At 67.0% G+C, this 23,727-nt stretch carries 22 protein-coding genes; 5 read left to right on the forward strand and 17 right to left on the reverse strand.

Annotated elements, in window-relative coordinates; genetic code table 11:
* Nucleotides 1-9: 9 nt before the first annotated feature.
* Both glgA and WKW79_RS24265 read left to right on the forward strand, forming a co-directional pair.
* Complete coding sequence (gene glgA / locus WKW79_RS24260; protein WP_340337779.1) at nucleotides 10-1,470, forward strand: glycogen synthase GlgA; 1,461 nt, start codon at nucleotides 10-12, stop codon at nucleotides 1,468-1,470.
* 71 nt (nucleotides 1,471-1,541) lie between these two features.
* Complete coding sequence (locus tag WKW79_RS24265; protein ID WP_340337780.1) at nucleotides 1,542-4,016, forward strand: glycogen/starch/alpha-glucan phosphorylase; 2,475 nt, start codon at nucleotides 1,542-1,544, stop codon at nucleotides 4,014-4,016.
* A 56-nt stretch (nucleotides 4,017-4,072) separates the two neighbouring features.
* Here WKW79_RS24265 and WKW79_RS24270 read toward each other — a convergent pair whose 3' ends face one another.
* Genes WKW79_RS24270 through WKW79_RS24285 form a run of 4 tightly spaced genes read right to left on the reverse strand, consistent with a single transcriptional unit; the run spans nucleotide 4,073 to nucleotide 6,606 of the window.
* Nucleotides 4,073-4,528: an ExbD/TolR family protein gene (locus tag WKW79_RS24270; RefSeq protein ID WP_340337781.1), complete on the reverse strand. Its 456-nt coding sequence runs from the start codon at nucleotides 4,526-4,528 to the stop codon at nucleotides 4,073-4,075.
* A 2-nt stretch (nucleotides 4,529-4,530) separates the two neighbouring features.
* A complete protein-coding gene (locus WKW79_RS24275; RefSeq protein WP_340337782.1) occupies nucleotides 4,531-5,223 on the reverse strand; it encodes a MotA/TolQ/ExbB proton channel family protein in 693 nt (230 codons plus the stop codon).
* A gap of 25 nt (nucleotides 5,224-5,248) precedes the next feature.
* On the reverse strand, nucleotides 5,249-6,049 hold the full coding sequence (dapB, locus tag WKW79_RS24280) for a 4-hydroxy-tetrahydrodipicolinate reductase (RefSeq protein ID WP_340337783.1): 801 nt from the start codon (nucleotides 6,047-6,049) through the stop codon (nucleotides 5,249-5,251).
* On the reverse strand, nucleotides 6,049-6,606 hold the full coding sequence (locus WKW79_RS24285) for an outer membrane protein assembly factor BamE (protein WP_340337784.1): 558 nt from the start codon (nucleotides 6,604-6,606) through the stop codon (nucleotides 6,049-6,051). The genes dapB and WKW79_RS24285 overlap by 1 nt, the downstream gene beginning before the upstream one ends.
* Before the next feature lie 86 nt (nucleotides 6,607-6,692).
* Here WKW79_RS24285 and fur point away from each other — a divergent pair, with 86 nt between their 5' ends.
* A complete protein-coding gene (fur, locus tag WKW79_RS24290; protein ID WP_340337785.1) occupies nucleotides 6,693-7,112 on the forward strand; it encodes a ferric iron uptake transcriptional regulator in 420 nt (139 codons plus the stop codon).
* Nucleotides 7,113-7,145: 33 nt separating this feature from the next.
* Here the strand turns inward: fur and hprK are convergent, their stop codons facing one another.
* The 4 genes from hprK to WKW79_RS24310 all read right to left on the reverse strand — a co-directional run bounded on the left by hprK (nucleotide 7,146) and on the right by WKW79_RS24310 (nucleotide 11,564).
* Nucleotides 7,146-8,102: an HPr(Ser) kinase/phosphatase gene (gene hprK, locus WKW79_RS24295; protein ID WP_340337786.1), complete on the reverse strand. Its 957-nt coding sequence runs from the start codon at nucleotides 8,100-8,102 to the stop codon at nucleotides 7,146-7,148.
* 128 nt (nucleotides 8,103-8,230) lie between these two features.
* Nucleotides 8,231-8,698 (reverse strand): PTS sugar transporter subunit IIA, encoded by a 468-nt coding sequence (locus tag WKW79_RS24300; protein ID WP_340337787.1) that lies wholly within the window; start codon nucleotides 8,696-8,698, stop codon nucleotides 8,231-8,233.
* A 126-nt stretch (nucleotides 8,699-8,824) separates the two neighbouring features.
* On the reverse strand, nucleotides 8,825-9,154 hold the full coding sequence (gene hpf / locus WKW79_RS24305) for a ribosome hibernation-promoting factor, HPF/YfiA family (protein WP_213956108.1): 330 nt from the start codon (nucleotides 9,152-9,154) through the stop codon (nucleotides 8,825-8,827).
* Nucleotides 9,155-9,479: 325 nt separating this feature from the next.
* The gene (locus tag WKW79_RS24310) at nucleotides 9,480-11,564 is read right to left on the reverse strand and encodes an ATP-dependent helicase (RefSeq protein WP_422823962.1); all 2,085 of its coding nucleotides are present in this window, start codon (nucleotides 11,562-11,564) and stop codon (nucleotides 9,480-9,482) included.
* A 150-nt stretch (nucleotides 11,565-11,714) separates the two neighbouring features.
* On the opposite strand from WKW79_RS24310, the gene corA reads away from it, so the two are divergent.
* Both corA and WKW79_RS24320 read left to right on the forward strand, forming a co-directional pair.
* Nucleotides 11,715-12,704: a magnesium/cobalt transporter CorA gene (corA, locus tag WKW79_RS24315; RefSeq protein WP_340337789.1), complete on the forward strand. Its 990-nt coding sequence runs from the start codon at nucleotides 11,715-11,717 to the stop codon at nucleotides 12,702-12,704.
* A 138-nt stretch (nucleotides 12,705-12,842) separates the two neighbouring features.
* Entirely contained in the window at nucleotides 12,843-13,502 is a 660-nt protein-coding gene (locus WKW79_RS24320) for a dihydrofolate reductase family protein (protein ID WP_340337790.1), read from the forward strand.
* A 206-nt stretch (nucleotides 13,503-13,708) separates the two neighbouring features.
* Here the strand turns inward: WKW79_RS24320 and WKW79_RS24325 are convergent, their stop codons facing one another.
* From WKW79_RS24325 to WKW79_RS24365, 9 genes are all read right to left on the reverse strand, one after another.
* Nucleotides 13,709-16,048, reverse strand: coding sequence for a xanthine dehydrogenase family protein molybdopterin-binding subunit (locus tag WKW79_RS24325; RefSeq protein ID WP_340337791.1), 2,340 nt, complete (start codon nucleotides 16,046-16,048; stop codon nucleotides 13,709-13,711).
* A gap of 187 nt (nucleotides 16,049-16,235) precedes the next feature.
* Nucleotides 16,236-16,751 carry a hypothetical protein gene (locus tag WKW79_RS24330; RefSeq protein ID WP_340337792.1) on the reverse strand — a complete coding sequence of 172 codons (516 nt, stop codon included), beginning with the start codon at nucleotides 16,749-16,751 and terminating at the stop codon, nucleotides 16,236-16,238.
* 1 nt (nucleotide 16,752) lies between these two features.
* A complete protein-coding gene (locus tag WKW79_RS24335; RefSeq protein WP_340337793.1) occupies nucleotides 16,753-17,280 on the reverse strand; it encodes an MOSC domain-containing protein in 528 nt (175 codons plus the stop codon).
* Nucleotides 17,277-18,032 (reverse strand): 5'-methylthioadenosine/adenosylhomocysteine nucleosidase, encoded by a 756-nt coding sequence (locus tag WKW79_RS24340; RefSeq protein ID WP_340337794.1) that lies wholly within the window; start codon nucleotides 18,030-18,032, stop codon nucleotides 17,277-17,279. The genes WKW79_RS24335 and WKW79_RS24340 overlap by 4 nt, the downstream gene beginning before the upstream one ends.
* Nucleotides 18,033-18,036: 4 nt before the next feature.
* A complete protein-coding gene (locus WKW79_RS24345) occupies nucleotides 18,037-19,659 on the reverse strand; it encodes an ABC transporter substrate-binding protein (protein ID WP_340337795.1) in 1,623 nt (540 codons plus the stop codon).
* 50 nt (nucleotides 19,660-19,709) lie between these two features.
* On the reverse strand, nucleotides 19,710-20,723 hold the full coding sequence (locus tag WKW79_RS24350) for a peptide ABC transporter ATP-binding protein (protein WP_340337796.1): 1,014 nt from the start codon (nucleotides 20,721-20,723) through the stop codon (nucleotides 19,710-19,712).
* On the reverse strand, nucleotides 20,720-21,748 hold the full coding sequence (locus WKW79_RS24355; RefSeq protein ID WP_340337797.1) for an ABC transporter ATP-binding protein: 1,029 nt from the start codon (nucleotides 21,746-21,748) through the stop codon (nucleotides 20,720-20,722). Before WKW79_RS24355 ends, WKW79_RS24350 begins: the two co-directional genes overlap by 4 nt.
* A 2-nt stretch (nucleotides 21,749-21,750) precedes the next feature.
* Nucleotides 21,751-22,653, reverse strand: coding sequence for an ABC transporter permease subunit (locus WKW79_RS24360; protein ID WP_340337798.1), 903 nt, complete (start codon nucleotides 22,651-22,653; stop codon nucleotides 21,751-21,753).
* Nucleotides 22,650-23,654, reverse strand: coding sequence for an ABC transporter permease subunit (locus WKW79_RS24365; protein ID WP_340337799.1), 1,005 nt, complete (start codon nucleotides 23,652-23,654; stop codon nucleotides 22,650-22,652). The genes WKW79_RS24360 and WKW79_RS24365 overlap by 4 nt, the downstream gene beginning before the upstream one ends.
* Between the last annotated feature and the right edge of the window lie 73 nt (nucleotides 23,655-23,727).

A 23,727-nucleotide genomic window follows, 5' to 3' on the forward strand; every position in this document is an offset into this window, starting at 1 on the left:
GCGCAGCCGATGCGAATCCTCCAGGTCAGCGCAGAAATCTTCCCCCTCCTCAAGACCGGCGGACTGGCCGACATCGCCGGTGCCCTGCCACTGGCGCTGGCCGCCGCGGGCGAGGAGGTGCGCGTGCTGCTGCCGGGCTTCCCGGCGATCCTGGCTGGCGTGAAGGGCCTCGCGCCCGTCGCCGCCTTCACCGCGCCATGGGGCGAACCGGCCCGGCTGCTCAAGGGCCACCTCGCCACCGCCGGCGCCCCTGACCTGCCCACCTACGTCATCGAGGCGCCCAGCCTCTACGACCGCCCCGGCAATCCCTACGAGGACGCCAACCGCCAGCCCTATGGCGACAACCACCGCCGCTTCGCCCTGCTGGGCTGGGCCGCCGCCCGCCTCGCACAGGGGCTCGACCCGGAATGGGCACCCGAACTGGTGCATGCCCACGATTGGCACGCGGCGCTCGCGCCCGCCTACCTCGCCTTCGCCGACTGGACCGGCCGCCAGCGCGTGCGCAGCCTCTACACGATCCACAACCTGGCCTACCAAGGCGTGTTTCCGCCCTGGACCTTCACCGAGCTCGGCCTGCCGCACCAGGCTTTCCAGGTCAACGGCCTCGAATACCACGGCCAGGTCTCGTTCATGAAGGCCGGCCTCTTCTACGCCGACCGCCTCAGCACCGTCAGCCCGACCTATGCCGGCGAGATCCAGACGCCCGAACAGGGCTTCGGCCTGGACGGCCTGCTGCGCAGCCGCAGTTACACCTTGCACGGCATCCTCAACGCAGTCGATGACGCCGTCTGGAACCCCGCCGCCGACCCGCTGCTGGCCGCGCCCTACGACGTGCGCCGCCCCGGCGGCAAGACCGCCTGCAAGGCCGCGCTGCAACAGAAGCTCGGCCTCGCGGTGGCACCCGACGCGCCGCTGTTCGTCATCGTCAGCCGCCTCACGGAACAGAAGGGCCTGCCCCTGGTCCTCGATGGCCTCGACGCCCTGCTGGCACAGGGCGGCCAGTTCGCCCTGCTCGGGAGTGGCGACGCCTGGCTCCAGGACGCCTTCCGCCGCCGCGCCGCCGACGCACCCGAATCGGTCAGCGTCACCATCGGCTACGACGAGCCGCTGGCGCACCAGTTGTTCGGCGGCAGCGACGTCACGCTGGTGCCCTCGCTGTTCGAGCCCTGTGGCCTGACCCAGATGTACGGCCTGCGCTACGGCAGCCTCCCCTTGGTGCATCGCGTCGGCGGACTGGCCGACACGGTGGTCGACTGCACGCTGGAAGACATGGCCGCGGGCACCGCCACCGGCTTCACCTTCGACGAATTCAGCGGCGAGGGCTACCAGCGCGCCATGCGCCGGGCCTTCGCCCTGTATGCCCGTCCAGCGGACTGGCGCCGCGTCCGCGCCACCGCCATGCGCCGCCCGGCCGACTGGGGCACCGCCGCCGCCAGGTACATCGAGGTGTACAAGTGGGCGCTCGGCTAGATTAAAAGCCTGGCAAGGCCAACCCGGCCCCGCTCTTGCTTGGAAGAAAAGACGACTCTAGGGAACCCCGCATGACGATCGAAGAATTTGCCTACGACCATCCCGACCGCGATGTGGCCGCCTTCAAGCGCGCCGTGGCCAACAAGCTGATCTACACCGTCGGCAAGGACCCGGTCGCGGCCAGCCAGGACGACTGGCTGCATGCCACCGCGGCGGCCGTGCGCGACCAGCTCGTCGAGCGCTGGATGGCGACCACCCGCGCCAACTACAAGCAGGACCTGAAGCGCGTCTACTACCTCTCGATGGAATTCCTCATCGGGCGCACCTTCACCAATGCGCTGCTGGCGCTGGAACTCCACGCCACGGTCAAGCAGGCGCTGGCCGATTTCGGTGTCGACATCGAGGCCATCACCGAGCGCGAGCCCGACGCCGCGCTCGGCAACGGCGGCCTCGGACGCCTCGCCGCCTGTTTCCTCGATTCCATGGCCACGCTCGGCGTGCCGGGCATGGGCTACGGCATCCGCTACGAATACGGCATGTTCCGCCAGCGCATCGTCGACGGCCAGCAGGTCGAGACGCCCGACTACTGGCTCACCCGCGGCAACCCGTGGGAGTTCCAGCGGCCGGAGGTCAACTACCGCGTGCGCTTCGGCGGCCATGTGCAGAAGCGCGTCGGCCATGACGAGCCCTACGGCGCCGCCCACTGGGTCGACACGCACGACGTGCTGGCCGTGGCCTACGACACCATCATCCCCGGCTACGGTACCCAGGCCACCAATACGCTGCGGCTCTGGTCGGCGCGGGCCACGGAGGAGATCGACCTCTCCGCCTTCAACCGCGGCAACTACATGGCCGCCGTCGAGAGCAAGAACCACTCCGAGAACGTCTCGCGCGTGCTCTACCCCGACGACTCCACGCCCTCGGGCCGCGAGCTGCGCCTGCACCAGGAGTACTTCTTCTGCAGCGCCAGCGTGCAGGACCTGGTGCGCCGCTACCTGCGCACCCACACCAACTTCGACAAGCTCGGCGAGAAGGTGAGCATCCACCTGAACGACACGCACCCCGTGCTGGCCGTGCCGGAACTGATGCGCCTCCTGCTCGACGAGCACAGCATGCCCTGGGACGCGGCCTGGGAGCAGGTGCAGAAGGTCTTCAGCTACACCAACCACACGCTGATGCACGAGGCGCTGGAGACCTGGCCGGTCGAGATGATGGGCCGCATCCTGCCGCGCCACTTGCAGATCATCTATGACCTGAACGCGCGCTTCCTCGGCACCATCGCGCAGAAGTACGGCACCGACCCCGAACTGATGCGCCGCCTCTCGCTGGTCGACGAATCGGGCGAGCGCCGCGTGCGCATGGCCTACGTGGCGGTGCTGGCCAGCCATTCGATCAACGGCGTCTCCGGCCTGCATTCGGAGCTGATGAAGCAGTCGATCTTCGCGGACTTCAACAAGGTCTTCCCCGAGCGCTTCAACAACAAGACCAACGGCGTCACGCCGCGCCGCTGGCTGGCGCAGGCGAATCCGCCGCTGGCCAGCCTGCTCGATGCCCGCATCGGACGCGGCTGGCGGCGCGACCTGAACCAGTTGCAGGCGCTCAAGCCGATGGCCGCGCAGGCGCCCTTCGTGCGCGCCTTCCGCCATGCCAAGCGGGAGAACAAGCTGCGCCTGGCCAACTACATCGAGCAGCACATGGGCATCGTGGTCGACACCGACGCCATGTTCGACGTGCAGGTCAAGCGCATGCACGAATACAAGCGCCAGCTGCTCAACGTGCTGCACGTCATCACGCGCTACCACCGCATCCTCGACGAGCCCGATGCGCCCCACGTGCCGCGCGTGGTCGTGTTCGCCGGCAAGGCGGCTTCCGCCTATGCGATGGCCAAGCAGGTGATCCGCCTCATCAACGACGTGGGCGCCGTCATCAACAACGACGAGCGCATCGGCAAGCTGCTGAAGGTGGTGTTCCTGCCCAACTACAGCGTGAGCCTGGCCGAATGCATCATCCCGGCGGCCGACCTCAGCGAGCAGATCTCCACCGCCGGCACCGAAGCCTCCGGCACCGGCAACATGAAGTTCGCCCTCAACGGCGCACTGACCATCGGCACGCTGGACGGTGCGAACGTAGAGATGCAGCAGAACGTCGGCGCCGAGAACATCTTCATCTTCGGCCACACCACCCCCGAGGTCGCCGACATCCGCGCCAAGGGCTACCAGCCGCGCAGCTACTACGAGGGTGACATCGAACTGAAGCGCGTCCTCGACGCCATCCGCGACGGCGCCTTCTCGCACGGCGAGACCTCGCGCTACCAGCAGGTCTTCGACACCCTGGTGAACTGGGGCGACAACTACCTGCTGCTGGCCGACTACACCAGCTACATCGAGATGCAGGAAAAGGTCGATGCCCTCTACCGCGACAGCGACGCCTGGACCCGCATGGCGATCCTCAACGTCGCCGGCATGGGCGCCTTCTCATCGGACCGCACGATTGCCGAGTATTCCTACGAGATCTGGAAGACGAAGCCGGTGCACCTGGAGAGCTGATTCCAACGCTGCGGAACTCGGGAGCGGACAGCCTTCGAAACCGCCGACGCCCCGAATCAGCGCGCCGGCGCTTCCGTCACGAACCCGATGCGGCTCAACCCGGCCTGGTTCGCGATGCCCATGAGCTGCACCACCTTGCCGTAGGGCACGATCGTGTCCGCGCGCAGTTGCACCTCGGTGTCGCGATTTTCGAGCGCCGCCTGCTTCAGGCGCGCCGCCAGTTGCGCATCGTCCATGGGCACGTCGTTGAGGTAGACCACGCCCTTCGCATCCACCACCAGGCTTACGAAGCGGGGCTCCTCGTTCGGCTTTCCGGCATCCGTCTGCGGCAGGTCGAGCCGGATCGAACTGGCCAGCAAGGGCGCCGTGATGATGAAGATCACCAGCAGCACCAGCATCACGTCCACCAGCGGCGTCACGTTGATGTCCGACAGAGGCCGCTGGCCGCCCGCACCCGTGGCGCGCCCGCCGCTGCCGCTGCTGCTGCCGAGGGCGGTGCGACCGAAGGCCATGATCAGATCAGCATCGTCCCAGCCGCCGGCAGGCCAGCCTCAGGCCGCTCGCCGAACACCGCCAGCAGGTCGTGCGCAAAGCCTTCCAGCTCTGCCTCGATCCGCCCGATGACGCGACCGAACCAGTTGTAGGCCAGCACGGCCGGGATTGCGACGGCCAGGCCGGCGGCCGTCATGATCAGCGCCTCGCCGACAGGCCCGGCCACCTTGTCGATGGTGAAGGCGCCCGACTGCGCGATGCCGGTCAGCGCATGGTAGATGCCCCAGACCGTGCCCAGCAAGCCGACAAAAGGCGCGGTCGCCCCCACGGTCGCCAGCAGGATCTGTCCGGCAGAGACACGACGCATGGTCCCGTGCAGGGCCACGCGCAGCACCCGCGTCAGGTGCGCGTCGCGCCCACCCGTGGCGCCCAAGCTGCCCTTGGCCGCCGGTGTACTGGCCAGGGCCTGCAACGCCACCACCGACGGCAGCACCAGCGTGCTGCGGTCGAAGGACTTGACGTGGCTCAAGGCCTCGTTGATCGAGTGCGCCTGCCAGAAGGCCGCGACGCTGCGCAGCAGGTCGCGCGTGCCGCCGCGCAGGAACCAGGTCTTCCAGAGGATCACGACCCAGCTCGCGATCGACATCGCCAGCAGCAGCGCCGCGACGCCACGGCTGACACCGTCGCCCTGGGTCAACTGCTCGAGGACGGTCATCCGGTGACGGCGAGCCCGACGCTCGTCACTTCAGGCCGAGAACGTCCGACATGTCGAACAGCCCGGCCTTCTTGTCCGCCAGGAAGCGGACCGCGCGCAGGCTGCCCTGCACATAGGTCGCACGGCTGGCCGACTTGTGCGTGATCTCGATGCGTTCGCCGATGCCGGCGAACAGCACGGTGTGGTCGCCCACGATGTCGCCGCCGCGGATCGCGGAAAAGCCGATGGTCGACGGATCGCGCTCGCCGGTGATGCCTTCGCGGGCGTACACGGCGCAGTCCTTCAGGTCGCGGCCCAGCGCGTCGGCGATGACCTCGCCCATCTTGAGCGCGGTGCCCGAGGGCGCATCGACCTTGTGCCGATGGTGCGCCTCGATGATCTCGATGTCGTAGCCCGTCGAAAGCGCCTTCGCCGCCATTTCCAGCAGCTTGAAGGTGACGTTGACGCCCACGCTGAAGTTGGGCGCCAGCACGATGGCGATGTCCTTCGCGAACTCGGCGATCTCGCCCTTCTGCGCGTCGCTGAAACCCGTGGTGCCGATGACCGCCTGCACACCCAGTTCGCGGCAGGCGGCGAGATGCGCCAGCGTGCCTTCGGGCCGCGTGAAGTCGATCAGCACCTGCGCGTTCTTCAGGCCTCCGCGCAGGTCCGCGACGATCGGGACACCGGTGTTGACACCGAGGAAGGCGCCGGCATCGGCCTCGATGGCCGGACTGGCGGCGATGTCAAGCGCGCCCGCCAGTTGGCAGTCGTCGGCACCGCGAACGCCTTCGATCAGCATGCGCCCCATGCGGCCGGACGCGCCGGCAATGGCAATGCGGTGCATCAGCGAGCCGTCGATTCGAGGGGAGGATAGCTGGCGGGCAGCGGCGGGCGCTTCGCGGCGGCTTCGTCGGCGGGCTTGTCCGGCTCGACGGGTGCGATCTTCTTGAGCTTGTCTTCGGGAAGCTCGAGTTCCGGCACCTTGCCGCTCTTGCGGCGCGTGTCGAGCGTGGCGACGAATTCTTCCTCGCTCGGCATCTCGTCGCCCTCGAAGCGTTGCAGCAACTCGCCGTCGAAGAACAGCGTCAGGCGGCGCTGCTGCGGTTCAACGCCCTGGCGCCGGATTGTGAAGACGTAGTCCCAGCGATTGGCATGGAACACATCGGAGAGCAAGGAGGTGCCGAGGATGTCGCGCACCTGCTGGCGCGACATGCCCGGGCGCAGCGCCCCGACCTGTTCCTTGGACACGAAATTGCCCTGCACCACTTCGACCTTGTAGGGCGTGACCGCCGTGAGCGCGCTGCGCGTGCTGTCGCCAACGCTGCTGCAGGCTGCCAGGCTCAGGCACGTCAGCACAGCAGCGGCCAGCGCGCCCGATCGGCAATGGGGGATGACGGGCATGGGGAGAAAGGGTAGCGATATGATCGAACCATTGTAGCGGCTGGCCCCCGGCGGACCGGGTCCGCACGGCCATCACAGAAACCACCATGGCCAACATTGAAGAACTGAAGAACACCGGCCTCAAGGCCACGCTCCCGCGCCTCAAGATCCTCGAGATCTTCCAGTCCGGCGGGCAGCGGCACATGACGGCGGAAGACGTCTTCCGCGTGCTGCTCAACGAGCATTCCGACATCGGCCTGGCCACCGTCTACCGCGTGCTGACGCAGTTCGAGCAGGCCGGCATCCTGGAGCGCAGCCACTTCGAGAGCGGCAAGGCGGTCTACGAGCTCAACGAAGGCAAGCACCACGACCACCTGATCTGCACCGGCTGCGGCAAGGTCGAGGAGTTCTACGACCCCGAGATCGAGCGCCGCCAGCAGATGGTTGCCAAGGACAAGGGCTGGATCCTGCAGGACCACGCCATGTCGCTCTACGGGCTCTGTGCCGACTGCACCGCCCGTCGGTAAAGCTCCGTAAAGACGACGGACCTGGGCGGCAAATCAGTCCGCCAGGCCGCTTTCCATCGCCTTGTGGTGGCGCGCGACGAAATCGGCGTACGTGTCGATGCCGCGCAACTGCAGGATCGAATTGCGCACGGCTGCCTCCACCAGCACGGCGATGTTGCGGCCGGCCACCACCTGGATGATCACCTTGCGCACCGGCACGCCCAGCACGTCCTGCGTCAGCGGCGCCGAGGGCATGCGCTCGTAGTCGCGCTCGAAGCTGTCGCGCCGCACCAGGTGCACGATCAGCTTGAGCCGCATGCGTCGCCGCACCGCCGTCTCGCCGAAGATCGCTCGGATGTCGAGCAAGCCGATGCCGCGCACTTCCAGCAGGTTCTGCAACAGCTCGGGGCAGCGGCCCTCGATGGTGTTCTGGTTGATGCGGAACACGTCCACCGCGTCGTCGGCCACCAGGCCGTTGCCGCGCGAGATGAGCTCCAGGCCCAGTTCGCTCTTGCCCAGCCCCGACTCCCCCGTGATCAGCACGCCCATGCCCAGGATGTCCATGAACACGCCGTGCATCGAGGTGCGTTCGGCGAAGTGCTTGGACAGGTAAGCGCGCAGCAGGTCGATCACAAGGGCCGAGGACTCGCGCGTGGCGAACAGCGGCAGTTGCGCGCGCTCGCAGATCGACAGCAGTTCGTCCGGCGCGGTCTGCGCGTCGGCCAGCACCAGCATCGGCGGCTCCAGCGTGACGATGCGCGCGATCCGTCGGGCGCAGTCTTCCTTGGTGCCGCGCGTGAGGTAGGCGACGTCGCGCGAGCCGAGGATCTGCACGCGATAGGGGTGGATGTAGTTGAGGTAGCCGACCAGGTCCGCAGCCGACTGCGCCCGGCTGATCACATCCGATTCGAATTGCCGCTCGGATGCGCCCAACCCCGCCAGCCACTCCCAGCGCAGCGAGCCGCGAAATTCCTCGAACATCGCGTCCGCGCTGATGACTGTGTGCTTCATGGGGGATTGGAGGGGGCCGGCCTTGGGATTTCAGTCCGAGAATACCGTGGAACCTGCCAAGCCGGGCCAGCGCCATGGCTCGCACCGGGCGCCGCGCAGGAACCAGGAGCCTCTGAAGAAGCGAGGTTCTACGCCACTTGCGCCGACTGCCAGCCGGCGATCAAGGCATGCAGGGCGCCGGCATCGGTGCTCGACTTGATCTTCTCCCGCAGGCCGGAATCGCTCAGCAGTTCCGCAATCTCGGAGAGGATTTCCAGGTGCTTCTGCGTGGCCGCTTCCGGCACCAGCAGGAAGATCAGCAGCACGACGGGTTGTTCGTCCGGCGCATCGAAGCCGATCGGATCGGCCAACTGGAACACGGCCGCCATCGGCGCCTTCAGGCCCTTGATGCGTCCGTGCGGTATCGCCACGCCGTGGCCGAGCCCGGTCGAACCGAGCCGTTCGCGCGCGAACAGGCTGTCGGTGATCAGGGCGCGGCCGAGGCCGTGGAGGTTTTCGAACAGCAAGCCGGCCTCTTCGAAGGCACGTTTCTTGCTGGTAGCGTCGACGCTCACGAGGACTTGAGCGGGCGGCAGGATGGACGCGAGGCGATTCATGTTTGGGACGGGGCGACGGCGATTATGCACCGAGCCCGCGAAAAGCAAAGGGCCGCCAAAAGGCGGCCCGCAAGAGTGTTTGCCCTGAGCCACTTTCAATGGCTCGAATCACTCTGTACTACATGCTTACATGATGCGCTTGGGCGCCGCGTGATGGTGGTCCTGCAGGCGGTCCTTGTGGCGCACGACCTGGCGGTCCAACTTGTCGACCAGCTCGTCGACAGCGGCATAGAGATCAGCGTGGCTCGACTCGGCGAACATGTCATTGCCCTTCACATGAATGTTGCATTCGGCGCGTTGCCTGCGTTCCTTTTCCTTCTGCTTTTCAACCGTGAGCAGCACCTTGACATCGACCACCTGGTCGAAGTGGCGGGTGATTCGATCAAGCTTGCTAGTGACATAGCTGCGCAATGCCGGAGTGACGTCGAGGTGATGACCGCTGATCGTCAGATTCATGAATGACCTCCTGGGATAGACCGTTGAAAGACCGTTGGTGAAAAGGACCTCGCCTCGGCTGAGCGCGGGGCCGCGGGAACAACATGGACAGGAAATGGAAAGGGAAAGGAGCGGAAGAAGAGGTGTTGGAAGGGAGGGGGAAAGAGGGGTGGTTGAAGAAACTCGCGAGCGGTCCGGTTCACTATGCCCCCCGTGTCATCGAATTGCAATACTCGAATCACGCCAAAAACCGTGATGCATTGCACACGCTGAAGGTAGTTACCAACCGTTTCAAAAACGCTGTAGCGACTTTTCATTCACTTCAGCGGATGCCGGCAAGACCGCGCTATTTCCAGGCGTTTCGAAGGCGATTGCGAAGGTCGATGGCCGCGGCCGGCGGCGGCACGAAGACCGGGCGCTCGGGCGGTGGCGGCCAGGTGACGTGTTCGAAGCGGGCGGCGTCGGCCGCGTCGATGAAGCGCGTACGTCCGGCGTACACATGGCGGTCGCCCCGCGCCGCCTGCTGGGTCACGTAGAACCGTTGCGGCACGACGAGGTGCAGATGGTCGCGCGCACGGGTCATCGCGACGTAGAGCAGCCGCCGCTCCTCCTCCAGTTCGGCCGCTCCTTGCGCCACGTCGGCCGGCATGCAGCCATCCACCACGTTGAGCACATGGACCGAGCGCCACTCCTGGCCCTTGGCCGAATGGATCGTCGAAAGGATCAGGTAATCCTCGTCGAGCAGCGGCGGGCCGGGACGGTCGCTGGTGGCGGCGGGCGGGTCGAGCGTAAGTTCTGTAAGAAAGCTTTCGCGCGATGAATAGCCTGACGCCAGCCGGGCCAATTGCTCCAGGTCGCCGCGCCGCACGCCGGCATCGTCGTGCAGGCGCTCCAGGTGCGGCAGGTACCAGCTCAGCGCGAGTTCCACATTGGCCGGCCAGGGCGATGCCGGTGCGCGCAACTGGGCGTAGATGTCGGCAAAACGTTGCCATTCCGCGCGAGCGCCAGGGGGCGGTTGGAAATCGCGCACCACTGCGCCGGGATCCGCTGCTTCGCCCATGGCGTCGAGCAATCGCGACGAGGTGGCGGGACCGACGCCCGGAATGAGTTGGGTGACCCGGAAGCCGGCCATGCGCCCGCGTGGGTTCTGGACGAAGCGCAGCACCGCCAGCAGGTCCTTGACGTGGGCGGCTTCGAGGAATTTGAGCCCGCCGTACTTCACGAAAGGGATGTTGCGGCGCGCCAGTTCCAGCTCCAGCGCGGCGCTGTGACTGGAAGTGCGGAACAGCACGGCTTGCGACTTCAGCGCCAGGCCGCCCTCCCGGTGCGCCAGGATGCGGTCGCAGACCCAGGTGGCCTGCTGCGCCTCGTCGGGCACCAGCACCAGTTGGGGATGGCCGGCGGAGGGCTTGTCGGTCCAGAGGGTCTTGGCATGGCGCTCGGCGGCATGCGCGATGACGGCGTTCGACGCGTCGAGGATCGGTTGCGTCGAGCGGTAGTTGCGCTCCAGCGTGACGATGCGCGCCGGCTGCGAGAACTGGCCCGGAAAGTCGAGGATGTTGCGCACCGTCGCGCCGCGGAACGAATAGATGGACTGCGCGTCGTCGCCGACCACGGTGAGGCCGCGGCCATCGGGCTTGAGCGCGATCAGGATCGCGGCCTGCAGGCGGTTGGTGTCCTGGTATTCGTCGACCAGCACATGGTCGAAGCGCGAGCCGACCAATTCGGCCAGCGACGACTCGCTCATCATCTCGGCCCAGCACAGCAGCAGGTCGTCGTAGTCGAGCAGGTTCTGCTGCTGCTTGGCCTCGACGTAGCCGCCGAAGAGGCGCTTGAGTTCGGCCGCCCATTCCGCGCACCAAGGGAAGGTGTGCTTCAGTACGTCTTCCAGCGGCTCGCGGGTGTTCACGCAGCGCGAATAGATGGCGAGGCAGGTGCCCTTGCGCGGGAAGCGCCGCGTGCTGGCGGACAGGCCGATCTCGTGGCGCACCAGGCCCATGAGGTCTTCGGCGTCGCCACGGTCGTGGATGGTGAAGTTCTCGTCGAGGCCGATCCGCGCCGCATGCTCCCGCAAGATGCGCGCGCCGATGCCGTGGAAGGTGCCGGCCCACGGCAAGGCGGGCGGCGCCTCGGAGCGAAGGCCGAGCACGCGGGCCACGACCTGGCCGGCGCGCTTCTCCATTTCCTGGGCGGCACGGCGAGAGAAGGTCAGGAGAAGGATGCGCCGCGGATCGGCGCCTTGGGCGATGAGGTGCGCGACGCGATGGGCCAGCGTGCTGGTCTTGCCGGAGCCGGCGCCTGCGATCACCAGCAGCGGCTCGGGCGATGCATGCGTGACGGCCGCGCGTTGCTCGTCGTTGAGCGCGGCGAGTACCGACGCGAGGCGTTGCGCGGGTGTTTCGACGGCGGGAGAGGGAGCTTCGGCGAGCATCGACATGGAATGTGAACTGTACATTCATCCAGCACGCAAAGGTTGCGGCGTGCGAGGCCTGCCCTCACCCCGGCCCTCTCCCTGAGGGAGAGGGAGGCATCCCGACGCGATGCACGGCGTAGTCACAGTCGGCAACAGATAATCCGCGCCATGCTGAATATCTTCACGCTCGCCAACGGCCGACTCGTCCAGGAAGAAATCGAGTCGCTGGAAGAGCTGTCCAAGTTCCAGCCGATCTGGGTCGACCTGGAGTCGCCGTCGGTGGAGGAAAAGCGCTGGGTGAAGCAGTACTACGGGCTGTCGATTCCGGAAGACGCGATGGACGAGGACATCGAGGAATCGGCGCGCTTCTACGAGGAAGACAACGGCGAGCTGCATATTCGCAGCGACTTCCTGATCGATGACAGCGAGGACCCGCGTTCGGTGCGCGTGGCCTTCATCTTGAACCAGCACAACAACGAGCTGCGCAGCCGCGGCGTGCTGTTCTCGATCCACGACGAGGACGTGCCGGTGTTCCGCCTGGTGCGCATGCGCGCGCGCCGCGCGCCGGGCCTGATCGAGGATGCCAAGGAAGTGCTGCTGAAGCTGTTCGACGCCGACGCCGAATATTCCGCCGACACGCTGGAGAACATCTACGACGACCTGAAGAAGGTCAGCGAAAAGGTGCTGCGCGGCAACATGACCGATGCGCTGGCCAGTGAGGTGCTGGGCGAGATCGCGCGCCACGAAGACCTGAACAGCCGCATCCGCCGCAACGTGATGGACACGCGCCGCGCTGTGAGCTTCATGATGCGCAGCAAGATGCTGAGCGCCGAACAGTTCGAGGAGGCGCGGCAGATCCTGCGCGACATCGAATCGCTGGACAACCACACGGCCTTTCTGTTCGACAAGATCAACTTCCTGATGGATGCAACGGTCGGTTTCATCAACATCAACCAGAACAAGATCATCAAGATCTTCTCGGTGGCCAGCGTGGCGCTGCTGCCGCCGACGCTGGTGGCGAGCATCTACGGCATGAACATGCAGTTCCCGGAACTGCAGTTCCTGGGCGGGCTGTCGTATCCGTATGTGGTGATCATGATGGCGGCGAGTGCGCTGGTGCCGATGTGGTACTTCGGGCGCAAGGGGTGGTTGAGCTAGGCTCGCCCCCAGGTCGCCGCTTTGCGGCTCTCACCCCCTACCGGGGGCAACACCAGCGGCCCGGCGGAGCCGGTTCCGCGGTGTTTCACGAAGGAGAGCAAGATCCCTCTACGCTCTTGGCGTTTCAAGGAAAAAGACATGTCGAAACTTCGGGTCGCGAGCTTTTCTGTCTCGCTGGACGGCTACGGCGCGGGGCCGGAACAGTCGCTGGAACATCCACTGGGACGCAACGGCGGCGAGCTGCACGGCTGGGTCTTTCCGACCCGCACCTTCCAGCGCATGCTGTTCGGACGCGACGACGGAAGCACGGGCGTCGACGACGACTTTGCCGCGAGGGGCTTCGCGAACCTCGGCGCCTGGATCCTTGGCAGGAACATGTTCGGTCCGGTCCGGGGGCCGTGGCCCGACCTCGAATGGAAGGGCTGGTGGGGCGCCAATCCGCCGTACCACGTGCCGGTCTTCGTGCTGACGCACCATGCCCGGCCCTCGCTTGAGATGGAGGGCGGCACGACCTTCCACTTCGTCACCGGTGGCATTCATGAGGCTCTGGCGAGGGCTCGGGAAGCGGCCGGGAGCAAGGACGTGCGCGTGGGTGGCGGGGTGAGCGTGATCCGCGCGTACCTGCAGGCAGGCCTCATCGACGAGATGCACCTGGCGGTGGCGCCAGTGCTGCTCGGCCAGGGGGAACACCTCTTCCACGGACTCGACCTTCGCGCGCTGGGCTACACCTGTACCGAGCGCGCCGCTTCAGAAAAAGCAACGCATCTGGTCCTGACGCGCAACGCCAACGGCGCCTGAACATGCGCGACGGATGACGCCAACGCGAGCAATGCCTGTTCGTGGGCACCCGCGGAACCGGCTTTGCCGGGCCGCTGGGTGCGCCCCCTTGAGGGGCTGAGGGCCGCGGCTCCGAGCCTGCCTTCGCAGGCTTGGACGGCCCGCAAGAGCAGCCGCCTCTGGCGGCCGCCCCGGCGCCGAAGGCGCATTCGGGGGTGGGCTTGATACTAGCCGTGCATCTGCGCCCAGAGCCGGGTCGGGCTCAGCGGCATCTGCAATTGCGTTGTCTTGGCCCCGAAGCCGTTGCGCGCCAGCGCATCCGCCACCGCATTCACCACCGACGGCGTCGCGCCGATGGTGCCGAGTTCGCCCACGCCCTTCACGCCCAGCGGGTTGTTCTTGCAGGGCGTGGACTGGTCCATCTCTGTCTTGAAGTCGGGCGAGGTGCGCGCCACCGGCATCGCGTAGTCCATGAAGCTGCCGGTCAGCGGCTGGCCGGTCTCCGGGTCGTAGACGATCTGCTCCAGCAGCGCCTGGCCGATGCCCTGCACCGCGCCGCCGTCGAGTTGGCCGCGCACGATCATCGGGTTCACCACGTTGCCGACGTCGTTGACGGAGGCATAGGCCACCACCTCGACGTCCGCCGTCAGCGGGTCGATCTCGACCTCGCTGATGTGGCAGCCGTTGGGCCAGGTCGGGCCGGCCACGGAGCTCGTGGAGTCCATGAAGATGCGGTGGTCGGGCTGCTTGCCGGCGAGTTCGAACAGGCCGATGCGCAAGTCGGTCCCGGCCACGGTGAATGTGCCTTCCGCGTACTTCACGTCCTCCGGCGCGGCTTCGAGTTCCTTCGCGGCCAGGCCCTTGGCATGGTCGATGGTGCGCTCGGAGCCGACGCGCACGGCCGAGCCGCCGGTGAAGATCGAGCGCGAGCCGGCGCTGCCGAAGCCGTCGCCACGGTCGGTATCGCCGAGCACCACGCGCACTTGTTCGAGCGGCACGCCGAAGGTGTCGACCACGAGTTGGGCGAGCGAGGTGGCGATGCCCTGGCCCATCGCGTTCACGGCCGAGAACACCTCGATGATGCCGTCGGCCAGCACCGACACGGTCACGCGTTCCTCGAACACGTTGCCTCCGGTCCATTCCAGGAAGGTCGCGATGCCGAGGCCGCGCAGCTTGCCGCGCTGCTTCGATTCGGCAGCGCGCGCCTCGAAACCCTTCCAGTCGGCCAGCGCCAGGCCCTGATCCATCACATGCTCGAAGCGACCGGTGTCGTAGGTCTGGCCCATCGGGTTGGTGTAGGGCATCTGGTCCGGCTGGATGAAGTTGCGGCGGCGCAGCGCGAGACGGTCCATGCCGATCTGGCGGGCCGCCTCGTCCATCAGGCGCTCCATGTTGTGGATGGCTTCCGGACGGCCGGCGCCGCGGTAGGCGCCGGTGGGCGCGGTGTTGGTCATCACCGCCTTGAAGTGGAAGTCGATGGTCTGGATGTCGTAGATGCTGGTCTGCACCCAGGGGCCGATCAGCAGCTGGATGGCCACGCCCACGCCCGTGCCGTAGGCGCCCACGTTGGCCAGCGAATGCACGCGCAGTGCGAGGATCTTGCCGTCGGCGGCCAACGCCAGTTCGGCGTCGACGTGCACGTCGCGACCGTGCGTCGTCGAGGTGAATTCCTCGCTGCGATCGGCAATCCATTTCACCGGCGTCTTGAGCGCGCGGGCCGCGAACACGACCACGGCATCCTCCGGATACATCCCGGTCTTCATGCCGAAGCCGCCGCCCACGTCGGGCACACGCACGCGGATCTGGTCGCGCGGGATCTTGAGCACGGCGTCGCAGAGCGTGTCGCGCACGCCCGAAGGCATCTGCGTGCTCATGTGGATGGTGGTGCGGCCGCTCGCCTTGTCGAAGTCGGCGACGATGGAGCGCGGCTCCAGCGTGACCGCGGCCAGGCGCTGGTTGACGATGTGCAGCTTGACGACGTGCGCGGCCTTGGCGAAGGCGGCGTCGGTGGCCTCGGCGCTGCCGTGGCGCATTTCACAGGAGATGTTGTCGGGCGCCTCGTCGCACAGCACCGGCGCGCCGGGTGCGACGGCCTGCACGGGGTCGATGACCATCGGCAGCGCTTCGTAGTCGATGAAGACCGCCTCGGCCGCATCGCGCGCCTGTTGCAGGGTCTGGGCAATCACCGCGACCACGGGTTCGCCGACGAAGCGCACGCGCTCATGGGCCAGCGGGCGGCGCGGCGCGGTGGCGGCGGCGCTGCCATCGGCTCGCACGAAGCCGGCCACGCCGGGCAGGGGCTCCACGCCGGCGGCGACGAGGTCCGCACCCGTGATGACCTGGAGCACGCCGGGCATCGCCGCAGCGGCGGCGGTGTCGATGGAGACGATGCGCGCGTGCGGGTACGGCGACCGCGAAAAGCTGAGTTGGGCCTGCCCGTCGAAGGAGATGTCGTCGGTGTAGCGGCCACGGCCCGCGACGAGAGTGTCGTCCTCGACGCGACGGACTTCCTTGCCGCTGCCGAAGCGGCCGGCTGCAGGGACGGGGGTGGAGACGGAAGTGTTCAAGTGTCGACCTCATCAATCAATGGCCCCAGCGGCCAGCGGGTGGACTTTGCCACGAAACGCGATGTCGTGTGAGCGGTCAAGCGAGGAGGTCGACGCGAGCGCGACGCCGTCTTTTCTCAGGCCGATGCGGCCTTGCCAGCACGACATGATTTGCCCCAGGGCGCGCGCCGGCCCAGGGAGCTCGAACTTACTCGCTGGGGCTGGGGCGCACCCATCGCCACGTCACCTCCACCGCCTGGACGCCCGCGACAAGCGCCTGCGGATCGGGAAAGGTCTGCCCCTCCAGGACATAGGCCGTGCGATTCCAGACGTTGAAGTTGCGCGCCTGCGGATGCCGTGCCTCCACGCTGGCGATCCACTCGCCGGTGCCGGGACACACGTCGGTGCCATTGCAGACGCGCTTGTGCCGTTTCTCGGTCTCGGGTGTCTGCGCATGGATGCCGGCGATCGCCAGGCTGGCCAGCAGGCCGATGCCGGCGCCCACCAGCGTGAAGACGAGCGTGGCCAGCGCGCCAATGACCGCACCGACGCCCACGCCGCCGCTGCGTTCGCTCAGGTAATAGCCAAGCACGGCCCCGGCGAGTGGGAACAGCAGCAGCTTTATGCCGCCTTCGCGGCCCAGGCTGGTCTTCAGGGCGAAGCACGCGGCCCGCGCCCTTTCAAGCCAGGACGGCCGCAACGGGCGCACGTTGGTGGGTTTCATTTCAAGTCGTTGCATGCGTGACCATCACCGCGTCGCCACGGCGAAGCGGACCACCTGCCAGTATGCGAGCGGTCACGCCACCGTGCCCGCGCATGGCGTTGTAACCACCCGGGCCCAGGGCTTCTTCCATGCGCGAGCAGGGTTCGCACGGGCCGGTGATCTCGAGCACCACCTCGTCGCCGATTCGCAAGTGCAGGGGCTGGTCGCGGAACAGCCCGCGCGCGGCCAGCAGGTTCAGGCCGGAGACGACAAGGTTGCGGCGCAGCATCTCCGCACCGACAACGTCGTGGCCCGACAACGCGGCGATGACCGGCAAGTGCTCGGCTTGGATCAGCGTGACTTGCCGCTTGCTCCCGGCGGCTGACGAGGGCGTCCGCACCGCGATGCGATCCCCGGCCAGGCCGCGCCCGGCAAGTGCCATGACTTGCTCGACGGGCTGCATGGGCGCACCGCGCGCCGGCCGCAACAGGATCGCGTCGAGCCGGCCCGCATGCGCGAAGCGGCTCGTGAGTTCGCGCAGGCCGTTCACGGCGGCAGCATCGGCAGCAGCGCGGCGATGAGCGCCCGCGCCTGCCGCCCGGCCACCTGGGAGAGATAGGCCGGGAAGTCCACATGGGCCTGGTCGTCCGCGCGGTCCGAGATGTTGCGCACGGCGGCAAAGGGCACGCCGTGGTCGTGGCAGACCTGCGCGACGGCTGCGGCTTCCATCTCGACGGCCATCGCATCGGGCAGCGCCGCACGCAGGGCGCCCGCCTCGTCCGCGCGCGACACGAAGCGGTCGCCGCTGACCAGCAGGCCCTGGAGCACACGCGGCGCATCGATGCCGAAGCGTGCCAGCGTTTCCGCGTCGAAGTGCGATTTCGCATCGACGGCCGGATCGCGCGCCGCCGCCAGCAGCAGCCCGACGAGTTGCGCGTCCGCCGCAAAGCGCGAACGCCCATACAGCGGCACCTCGTAGCGCGGGAACAGCGGCGAGGCATCCATGTCGTGCTGGAGGAATTCGGTGCCGATGACCGTGTCGCCCACCCTCACATCCGGATGCAGCCCGCCGGCCACGCCGGTGAACACGATGCGCCGCGCGTTGAAGCGCTCGATGAGCGCCGATGCCGTCGTGGCGGCGGCCACCTTGCCGATGCCCGACAGCGCGAACACCACCGGCCGGCCCAGCCACTCGCCCGCATGAAAGTCGCGCCCCGCATGGCGCACGACACGCAGCCCGTCGAGCTGCGCGGCGAGCCCTTCCTGCTCCTCAGGCAAGGCGCTGAGGATGGCAGTGGTCATGCAATTACTTGATGTCGACGCCGTAGAAGGTGTGGCGGCCGAACGGGCTCAGCTTGAAGTCGATCACTTCCTTGCGCACCGGCTTCAGCTGCACGGCATGCGCGATGGTGAACCAGGGCGCCTGCTCCTTAAAGACAACCTGCGCCTTCTTGTAGAGTGCGTCACGTTCGGACTGCTTGGACACGGTCTTGGCCTTCAGCACCAGTTCCTCATACGGCTGGTAGCAGAACTTCGCGACGTTCGAGCCATTGGCCTGCGCCGACGCGCAACCCAGCAGCGTGTAGAGGAAGTTGTCCGGATCGCCGTTGTCGCCGGTCCAGCCCAGCATGCCCATCTGGTGCTCGCCGTTCTGCATGCGCTTGCGGTACTCGCCCCATTCGAAGGTCTTGATCTCGGCCTTGATGCCGACCTTGGCCAGGTCGGCCTGCATCAGCTCGGCGATGCGCTTGGCATTCGGGTTGTAGGGGCGCTGCACCGGCATGGCCCACAGGTCGGTGGTGAAGCCGTCGGCGAGGCCAGCGGCGGCCAGCAGCTTCTTGGCGCCTTCCGGATCGTACGGATCGTCCTTGACCGCATCGTTGTACGACCACATCGTCGGCGGGATCGGGTTCTTCGCAGCCACGCCGGTGCTCAGGTAGACGCCGTCGATGATGGCCTTCTTGTTGATGGCCATGTTGACGGCCTTGCGCACGCGCACGTCGTCGAAGGGCTTCTTGGTGGTGTTGTAGGCCAGGTAGCCGACGTTCAGGCCGGGCTGCTCCAGCACCTGCACGGCCGGATCCTTGCGGATGGCGTCGAGGTCGGCCGGGTTCGGGTACGGCATGACGTGGCACTCACCCTTCTGCAGCTTGGCCCAGCGCACCGAGGCATCGGGCGTGATCGAGAAGATCAGGTCGTCGATCTTGGCCTTGCCGCCCCAGTATTGCGGGAAGGCCTTGAAGCGCACCACGGCGTCCTTCTGGTACTGCACCAGGTAGAACGGGCCGGAGCCGATCGGGTCCTGGTCGATCTTCTCGGGCGTGCCGGCCTTCAGCATCGCGATGGCGTATTCCTTGGACTGCACGCCGGCATAGGGCATGGCCAGGTTGGCCAGGAAGGGTGCCTCGGGCTTGTTGAGCACGATCTTGACCGTGTAGTCGTCGACGCGATCGACCGACTTCAGCAGCTTGGGCATGCCCATGTCGTTGAAGTACGAGTGGTTGGGGCTGGTGACCTTGAAGAACGGGTCGTTCTCCTTCCACTGGCGCTCGAACATGAAGACCACGTCATCGGCATTGAAGTCGCGCGTGGGCTTGAAGTTCTTGCTCGTGTTGTGCCACTTCACGCCCTTGCGCAGGTGGAAGGTGTATTCGGTGCCGTCGGCATTGATGTCCCACTTCTCGGCCAGGCCCGGGATGACCTTGGTGCCGCCGCGCTCGAAATTGACGAGGTTGTCGTAGACCTGCGTGGTGACGTCGAAGGAGGTGCCGGTGGTGTTGACCGCCGAGTAGAAGTTCTCGGGGCTGCCTTCGGAGCAGAACACCAGCGTCTTCGCGGCGGCGGCGCCACAAGCGAGCGCCAAGGCGGTCGGGACGATCAGGGTGGCGGCGGCACGGATGCTGCGCGCGACAGGGGACTTGGCTTTCATTGCGGAAACTCCTTCAGACGGGAAACGGAAAAGGGTCTGCGCGCCGGCGGTCAGGCTGGCGCAAGCTGCGGATTATGGGCACCACCCGGGGCGGCGCCATTCAGGAATTTCTCTGCGTGATGGCAGGACACCATGCGTTCGTCGAGCGCGCGCAACACCGGGCGCTCGGCGCGGCATCGCTCGGTGGCGTGGGAGCAGCGCGTGTTGAACACACATCCCGTGGGAGGATTGAGCGGCGAGGGCAACTCACCCTGCAGCACGATGCGCTGGCTGGTGGCCAGGCCCGGCGTGGAGGCGAGCAAAGCCTGCGTGTACGGATGCAACGGGCGCGCGAAGATGCGCGACTTGGCGCCCTGCTCGACCACGTGGCCGAGGTACATCACCATCAGGTCGTGCGCGATGTGGCGCACCACGCCGAGGTCGTGCGAGATGAACAGGTAGGCCAGGCCGAGTTCATTCTGCAGGTCGGCCAGCAGGTTCAGCACCTGCGCCTGGATCGACACGTCGAGCGCGGACACCGGCTCGTCGGCGACCAGCAGGCGCGGCGACAACATCAACGCCCGCGCGATGGCGATGCGCTGGCGCTGGCCGCCGGAGAACATGTGCGGGTAGCGGTTGGCATGCTCGGGACGCAGGCCCACGCGCGACAGCATCTCACGAGCCTTGGCCGCACGCTCGGTCTTGCCGAGTGATGTGTTGATCGCCAGCGGGTCTTCCAGCACGGCCGAGATCTTCTTGCGCGGGTTGAGCGAGCCGTACGGGTTCTGGAACACCAGTTGCACCGCCTGCCGCATCTCGCGCTTGCGCTCGGTCGGCGGATTCACGGCGTCCATGCCGACGATGCTGAGCTGGCCCGCGGTCGGCTTCTCGATCAGCGTGACCATGCGCGCGAGCGTCGACTTGCCGCAGCCGGACTCGCCGACGACCGCCAGCGTGCGGCCACGCTCGAGCTTGAACGAGACCTCGCCCACGGCCTGCAAGTGCGCAGGCGCCTTGAACATGCCGCGCTTGATGTCGTAGACCTTGCGCAGGCCCTTGGCTTCGGCGACGACTTCCCCCGTCATGGCAATGCCTCCACCGGTTGCGGGCCATCGCGCTGGATCAGCACTTCGCGGTTCGGGTCGCCCAGCGCATAGTGGCAGCGCACCTCGCCGCCTTCGCCTGCAGCAATGGGGCGCAGCTCCGGGCGCACGGCGCGTGAATGGGCGGTGGCGTAGCTGCAGCGGGGGGCGAACAGGCAGCCGGTCGGACGGTCATGGACGCCGGGCACGACGCCGGCGATGGTAGCGAGGCGGCCTTCAGGGGCGGCGCGTTCGGGCAGGGCGGCGAGCAAGGCTTCCGTGTAGGGGTGTTGCGGCCTCGCGAACAGTCGGTCGACACGCTGCTGCTCCACCACCTGGCCGGCGTACATCACGGCCACGCGCTGCGCCATGTCGGCCACCACGCCCATGTTGTGGGTAATGAGCACCAGCGCCATGCCGCGCTCCTTCTGCAGGCTGCGCAGCAGGTCGAGGATCTGCGCCTGGATGGTCACATCGAGTGCTGTCGTGGGCTCGTCGGCGATCAGGAGGCGCGGGTTGCAGGCGATGGCCATCGCGATCATCACGCGCTGGTTCATGCCGCCGGACAACTGGTGCGGGAAGGAGTTGATGCGCGTTGCCGGCGCGGGAATCCCGACCTGCTCCAGCAGTTCGATCGCACGCTTGTGCGCGGCGCGCTTGTCCAGGTTCAGGTGCAGGCGCAGCGTCTCGATGATCTGGAAGCCGATCGTGAAGCACGGGTTCAGGCTCGTCGTCGGCTCCTGGAAGATCATCGCTACGTCCTTGCCGACCAGCGTGCGGCGCGCGCGGTCGGACAGGCCGAGCAGGTCCTGGCCGGCAAAGCGCAGATGTTTCGCGCGCACCTTGCCCGGTGAGCCGATGAGGCCCATCAACGCCATCATCGTGACGCTCTTGCCGGAGCCCGATTCGCCGACGATGCCGAGCACCTCGCCCTCGTCGACCTGCAGGCTCACGCCATCGACGGCATGCATGATCCCGCCCTGCGTGGGGAACTCGACGTGCAGGTCCTGAATTTCGAGAAGTGCCATACCTATCTCTTGAGCTTCGGGTCGAGCGCATCACGCAAGCCGTCGCCCACCAGGTTGAAGGCCAGCACCGCGGCCAGGATCGCGAGGCCCGGGAAGGTCACGACCCACCAGGCCCGCAGCACGAACTCGCGCGCGTCCGCGAGCATCGTGCCCCACTCCGGCGAAGGCGGCTGCGCGCCGAGGCCGAGGAAGCCCAGCGCCGCGGCGTCCAGAATCGCGGTCGACACGCCGAGCGAGGCCTGCACGATCAGCGGCGCGGCGCAGTTCGGCAGCACCTCGCGAAACATCAGGCGCAGCAGGCCGGCGCCGCTCAGGCGCGCGGCCGTGACGTAGTCGCGCGAGACTTCCGAGATCACTGCCGCGCGCGTGATGCGCACGTAATGCGGCAGCACGACCACCGCCACCGCGAGCATCGCGTTGATGAGCCCGGGTCCGAGGATCGCGACGATCACGATGGCCAGCAGCAGGCTTGGCAGTGTCAGCACGATGTCCATGAGCCGCATGATCGCGATCTCGACGATGCCGCGGAAGAAGCCGGCGATCAGGCCGAGCGCAATGCCGACCGCCATCGACAACGCGACCACCGCGATGCCGATCGACAGCGACAGCCGCGAACCCCACATGAGGCGCGAAAGGATGTCACGTCCGATGGCATCGGTGCCCAGGAGGAACTGCGTCGATCCACCCTCCTGCCAGGCCGGTGGCCGCAGGAAGGCGGCGCTGTCGGTCTCGTTGGGCGCATGCGGCGCGATCCACGGCGCAAGCACGGCCACGACCAGCAGCAGCACGATCACGCCCAAGCCGATGACGGCGCCCTTGTTGGCCGAGAACGAGGCCCAGAACTCGCGCCACGGACCCGGCGGCGCGGAGGCGCCGTTGACGACGGGGGATGCCAGTTCGCTCACTTCCTGATCCTCGGATTGATGACGCCATAGGCCACGTCGACGAGCAGGTTGACCAGCATCACGATCACGCCCAGCAACAGCATGCCGCCTTGCAGCACCGGATAGTCACGCCGCCCGATCGCCTCGATCAGCCACTTGCCCACGCCGGGCCAGGAGAAGATCGTCTCGGTCAAGATGGCGCCGGTGAACAGCACGCCCACCTGCAACCCGATCACGGTCACCACCGGGATCAGCGCATTGCGCAGCGCATGCAGCGCCACCACGCGGAACTTCGACAGGCCCTTGGCGCGCGCGGTGCGGATGTAGTCCTCGCCGAGCACTTCGAGCATCGCCGAGCGCGTCATGCGCGCGATCACCGCGAGCGGATTGGTGCCGAGCACGATCGCCGGCAGGATCAGGTGCTTGAGCGCGGACCAGAACGCACCCGGCTCATCGGCCTTGAGCGAATCGATCAGCAGGAAGCCGGTGGTCGGTTCGATGAAATACTGCACCGCGATGCGGCCCGACACCGGCGTCCAGCCCATCTGCACGGAGAAGAACAGGATCAGCAGCAGGCCCCACCAGAAGATCGGCATCGAATAGCCGGTGAGCGACACCGCCATCACGCCATGATCGAACACCGAGTTGCGCCGCACCGCCGCAATGATGCCGGCCGGAATGCCCAGCAGCAGCGCGAACAGGATGGCGCACACCGCCAACTCGACCGTGGCCGGGAACAGCGAGAGGAACTCGCTCATCACCGGCTCCTGAGTGATCATCGACTTGCCCAGGTCGCCATGCAGCACGCGCCAGACGTAGATGCCGTACTGCGTGATCAGCGGCTGGTCGAGCCCATAGGCCTTGAGCAATTCGGCATGGCGCGCGGGGTCGATGCCGCGCTCGCCGGCGAGCGTTTCGATCGGGTCGCCCGGCACCAGCCGGATCAGGAAAAAGGCGAGCATCGTCATGCCGATGAAGGTCGGCACGAGCAGGCTCAGGCGCGTGAAGATGAAGCGAAGCATTCGGCAGTGACTATGCAAGTCCAATGCCGGCCTCGACCTCCGGCTGAACCCTTACGACCAACGTATGAAAATG

Origin of the sequence: Variovorax robiniae, assembly GCF_037889955.1 — a bacterium.
Lineage (GTDB): Bacteria > Pseudomonadota > Gammaproteobacteria > Burkholderiales > Burkholderiaceae_C > Variovorax > Variovorax robiniae.

Bases quoted from the DNA above. Each gene is read 5' to 3' on its own strand.
- WKW79_RS24265 (WP_340337780.1), top strand. From the start codon at position 1,542: ATGACGATCGAAGAATTTGCCTACGACCATCCCGACCGCGATGTGGCC.
- WKW79_RS24330 (WP_340337792.1), bottom strand. From the start codon at position 16,751: ATGAAACCCACCAACGTGCGCCCGTTGCGGCCGTCCTGGCTTGAAAGG.
- hpf (WP_213956108.1), bottom strand. From the start codon at position 9,154: ATGAATCTGACGATCAGCGGTCATCACCTCGACGTCACTCCGGCATTG.
- WKW79_RS24310 (WP_422823962.1), bottom strand. From the start codon at position 11,564: ATGCTCGCCGAAGCTCCCTCTCCCGCCGTCGAAACACCCGCGCAACGC.
- WKW79_RS24365 (WP_340337799.1), bottom strand. From the start codon at position 23,654: ATGCTTCGCTTCATCTTCACGCGCCTGAGCCTGCTCGTGCCGACCTTC.
- WKW79_RS24355 (WP_340337797.1), bottom strand. From the start codon at position 21,748: ATGGCACTTCTCGAAATTCAGGACCTGCACGTCGAGTTCCCCACGCAG.
- WKW79_RS24350 (WP_340337796.1), bottom strand. From the start codon at position 20,723: ATGACGGGGGAAGTCGTCGCCGAAGCCAAGGGCCTGCGCAAGGTCTAC.
- WKW79_RS24345 (WP_340337795.1), bottom strand. From the start codon at position 19,659: ATGAAAGCCAAGTCCCCTGTCGCGCGCAGCATCCGTGCCGCCGCCACC.
- corA (WP_340337789.1), top strand. From the start codon at position 11,715: ATGCTGAATATCTTCACGCTCGCCAACGGCCGACTCGTCCAGGAAGAA.
- glgA (WP_340337779.1), top strand. From the start codon at position 10: ATGCGAATCCTCCAGGTCAGCGCAGAAATCTTCCCCCTCCTCAAGACC.
- WKW79_RS24300 (WP_340337787.1), bottom strand. From the start codon at position 8,698: ATGAATCGCCTCGCGTCCATCCTGCCGCCCGCTCAAGTCCTCGTGAGC.
- fur (WP_340337785.1), top strand. From the start codon at position 6,693: ATGGCCAACATTGAAGAACTGAAGAACACCGGCCTCAAGGCCACGCTC.
- WKW79_RS24275 (WP_340337782.1), bottom strand. From the start codon at position 5,223: ATGACCGTCCTCGAGCAGTTGACCCAGGGCGACGGTGTCAGCCGTGGC.
- WKW79_RS24285 (WP_340337784.1), bottom strand. From the start codon at position 6,606: ATGCCCGTCATCCCCCATTGCCGATCGGGCGCGCTGGCCGCTGCTGTG.
- WKW79_RS24270 (WP_340337781.1), bottom strand. From the start codon at position 4,528: ATGGCCTTCGGTCGCACCGCCCTCGGCAGCAGCAGCGGCAGCGGCGGG.
- hprK (WP_340337786.1), bottom strand. From the start codon at position 8,102: ATGAAGCACACAGTCATCAGCGCGGACGCGATGTTCGAGGAATTTCGC.
- WKW79_RS24340 (WP_340337794.1), bottom strand. From the start codon at position 18,032: ATGACCACTGCCATCCTCAGCGCCTTGCCTGAGGAGCAGGAAGGGCTC.
- dapB (WP_340337783.1), bottom strand. From the start codon at position 6,049: ATGCACCGCATTGCCATTGCCGGCGCGTCCGGCCGCATGGGGCGCATG.
- WKW79_RS24320 (WP_340337790.1), top strand. From the start codon at position 12,843: ATGTCGAAACTTCGGGTCGCGAGCTTTTCTGTCTCGCTGGACGGCTAC.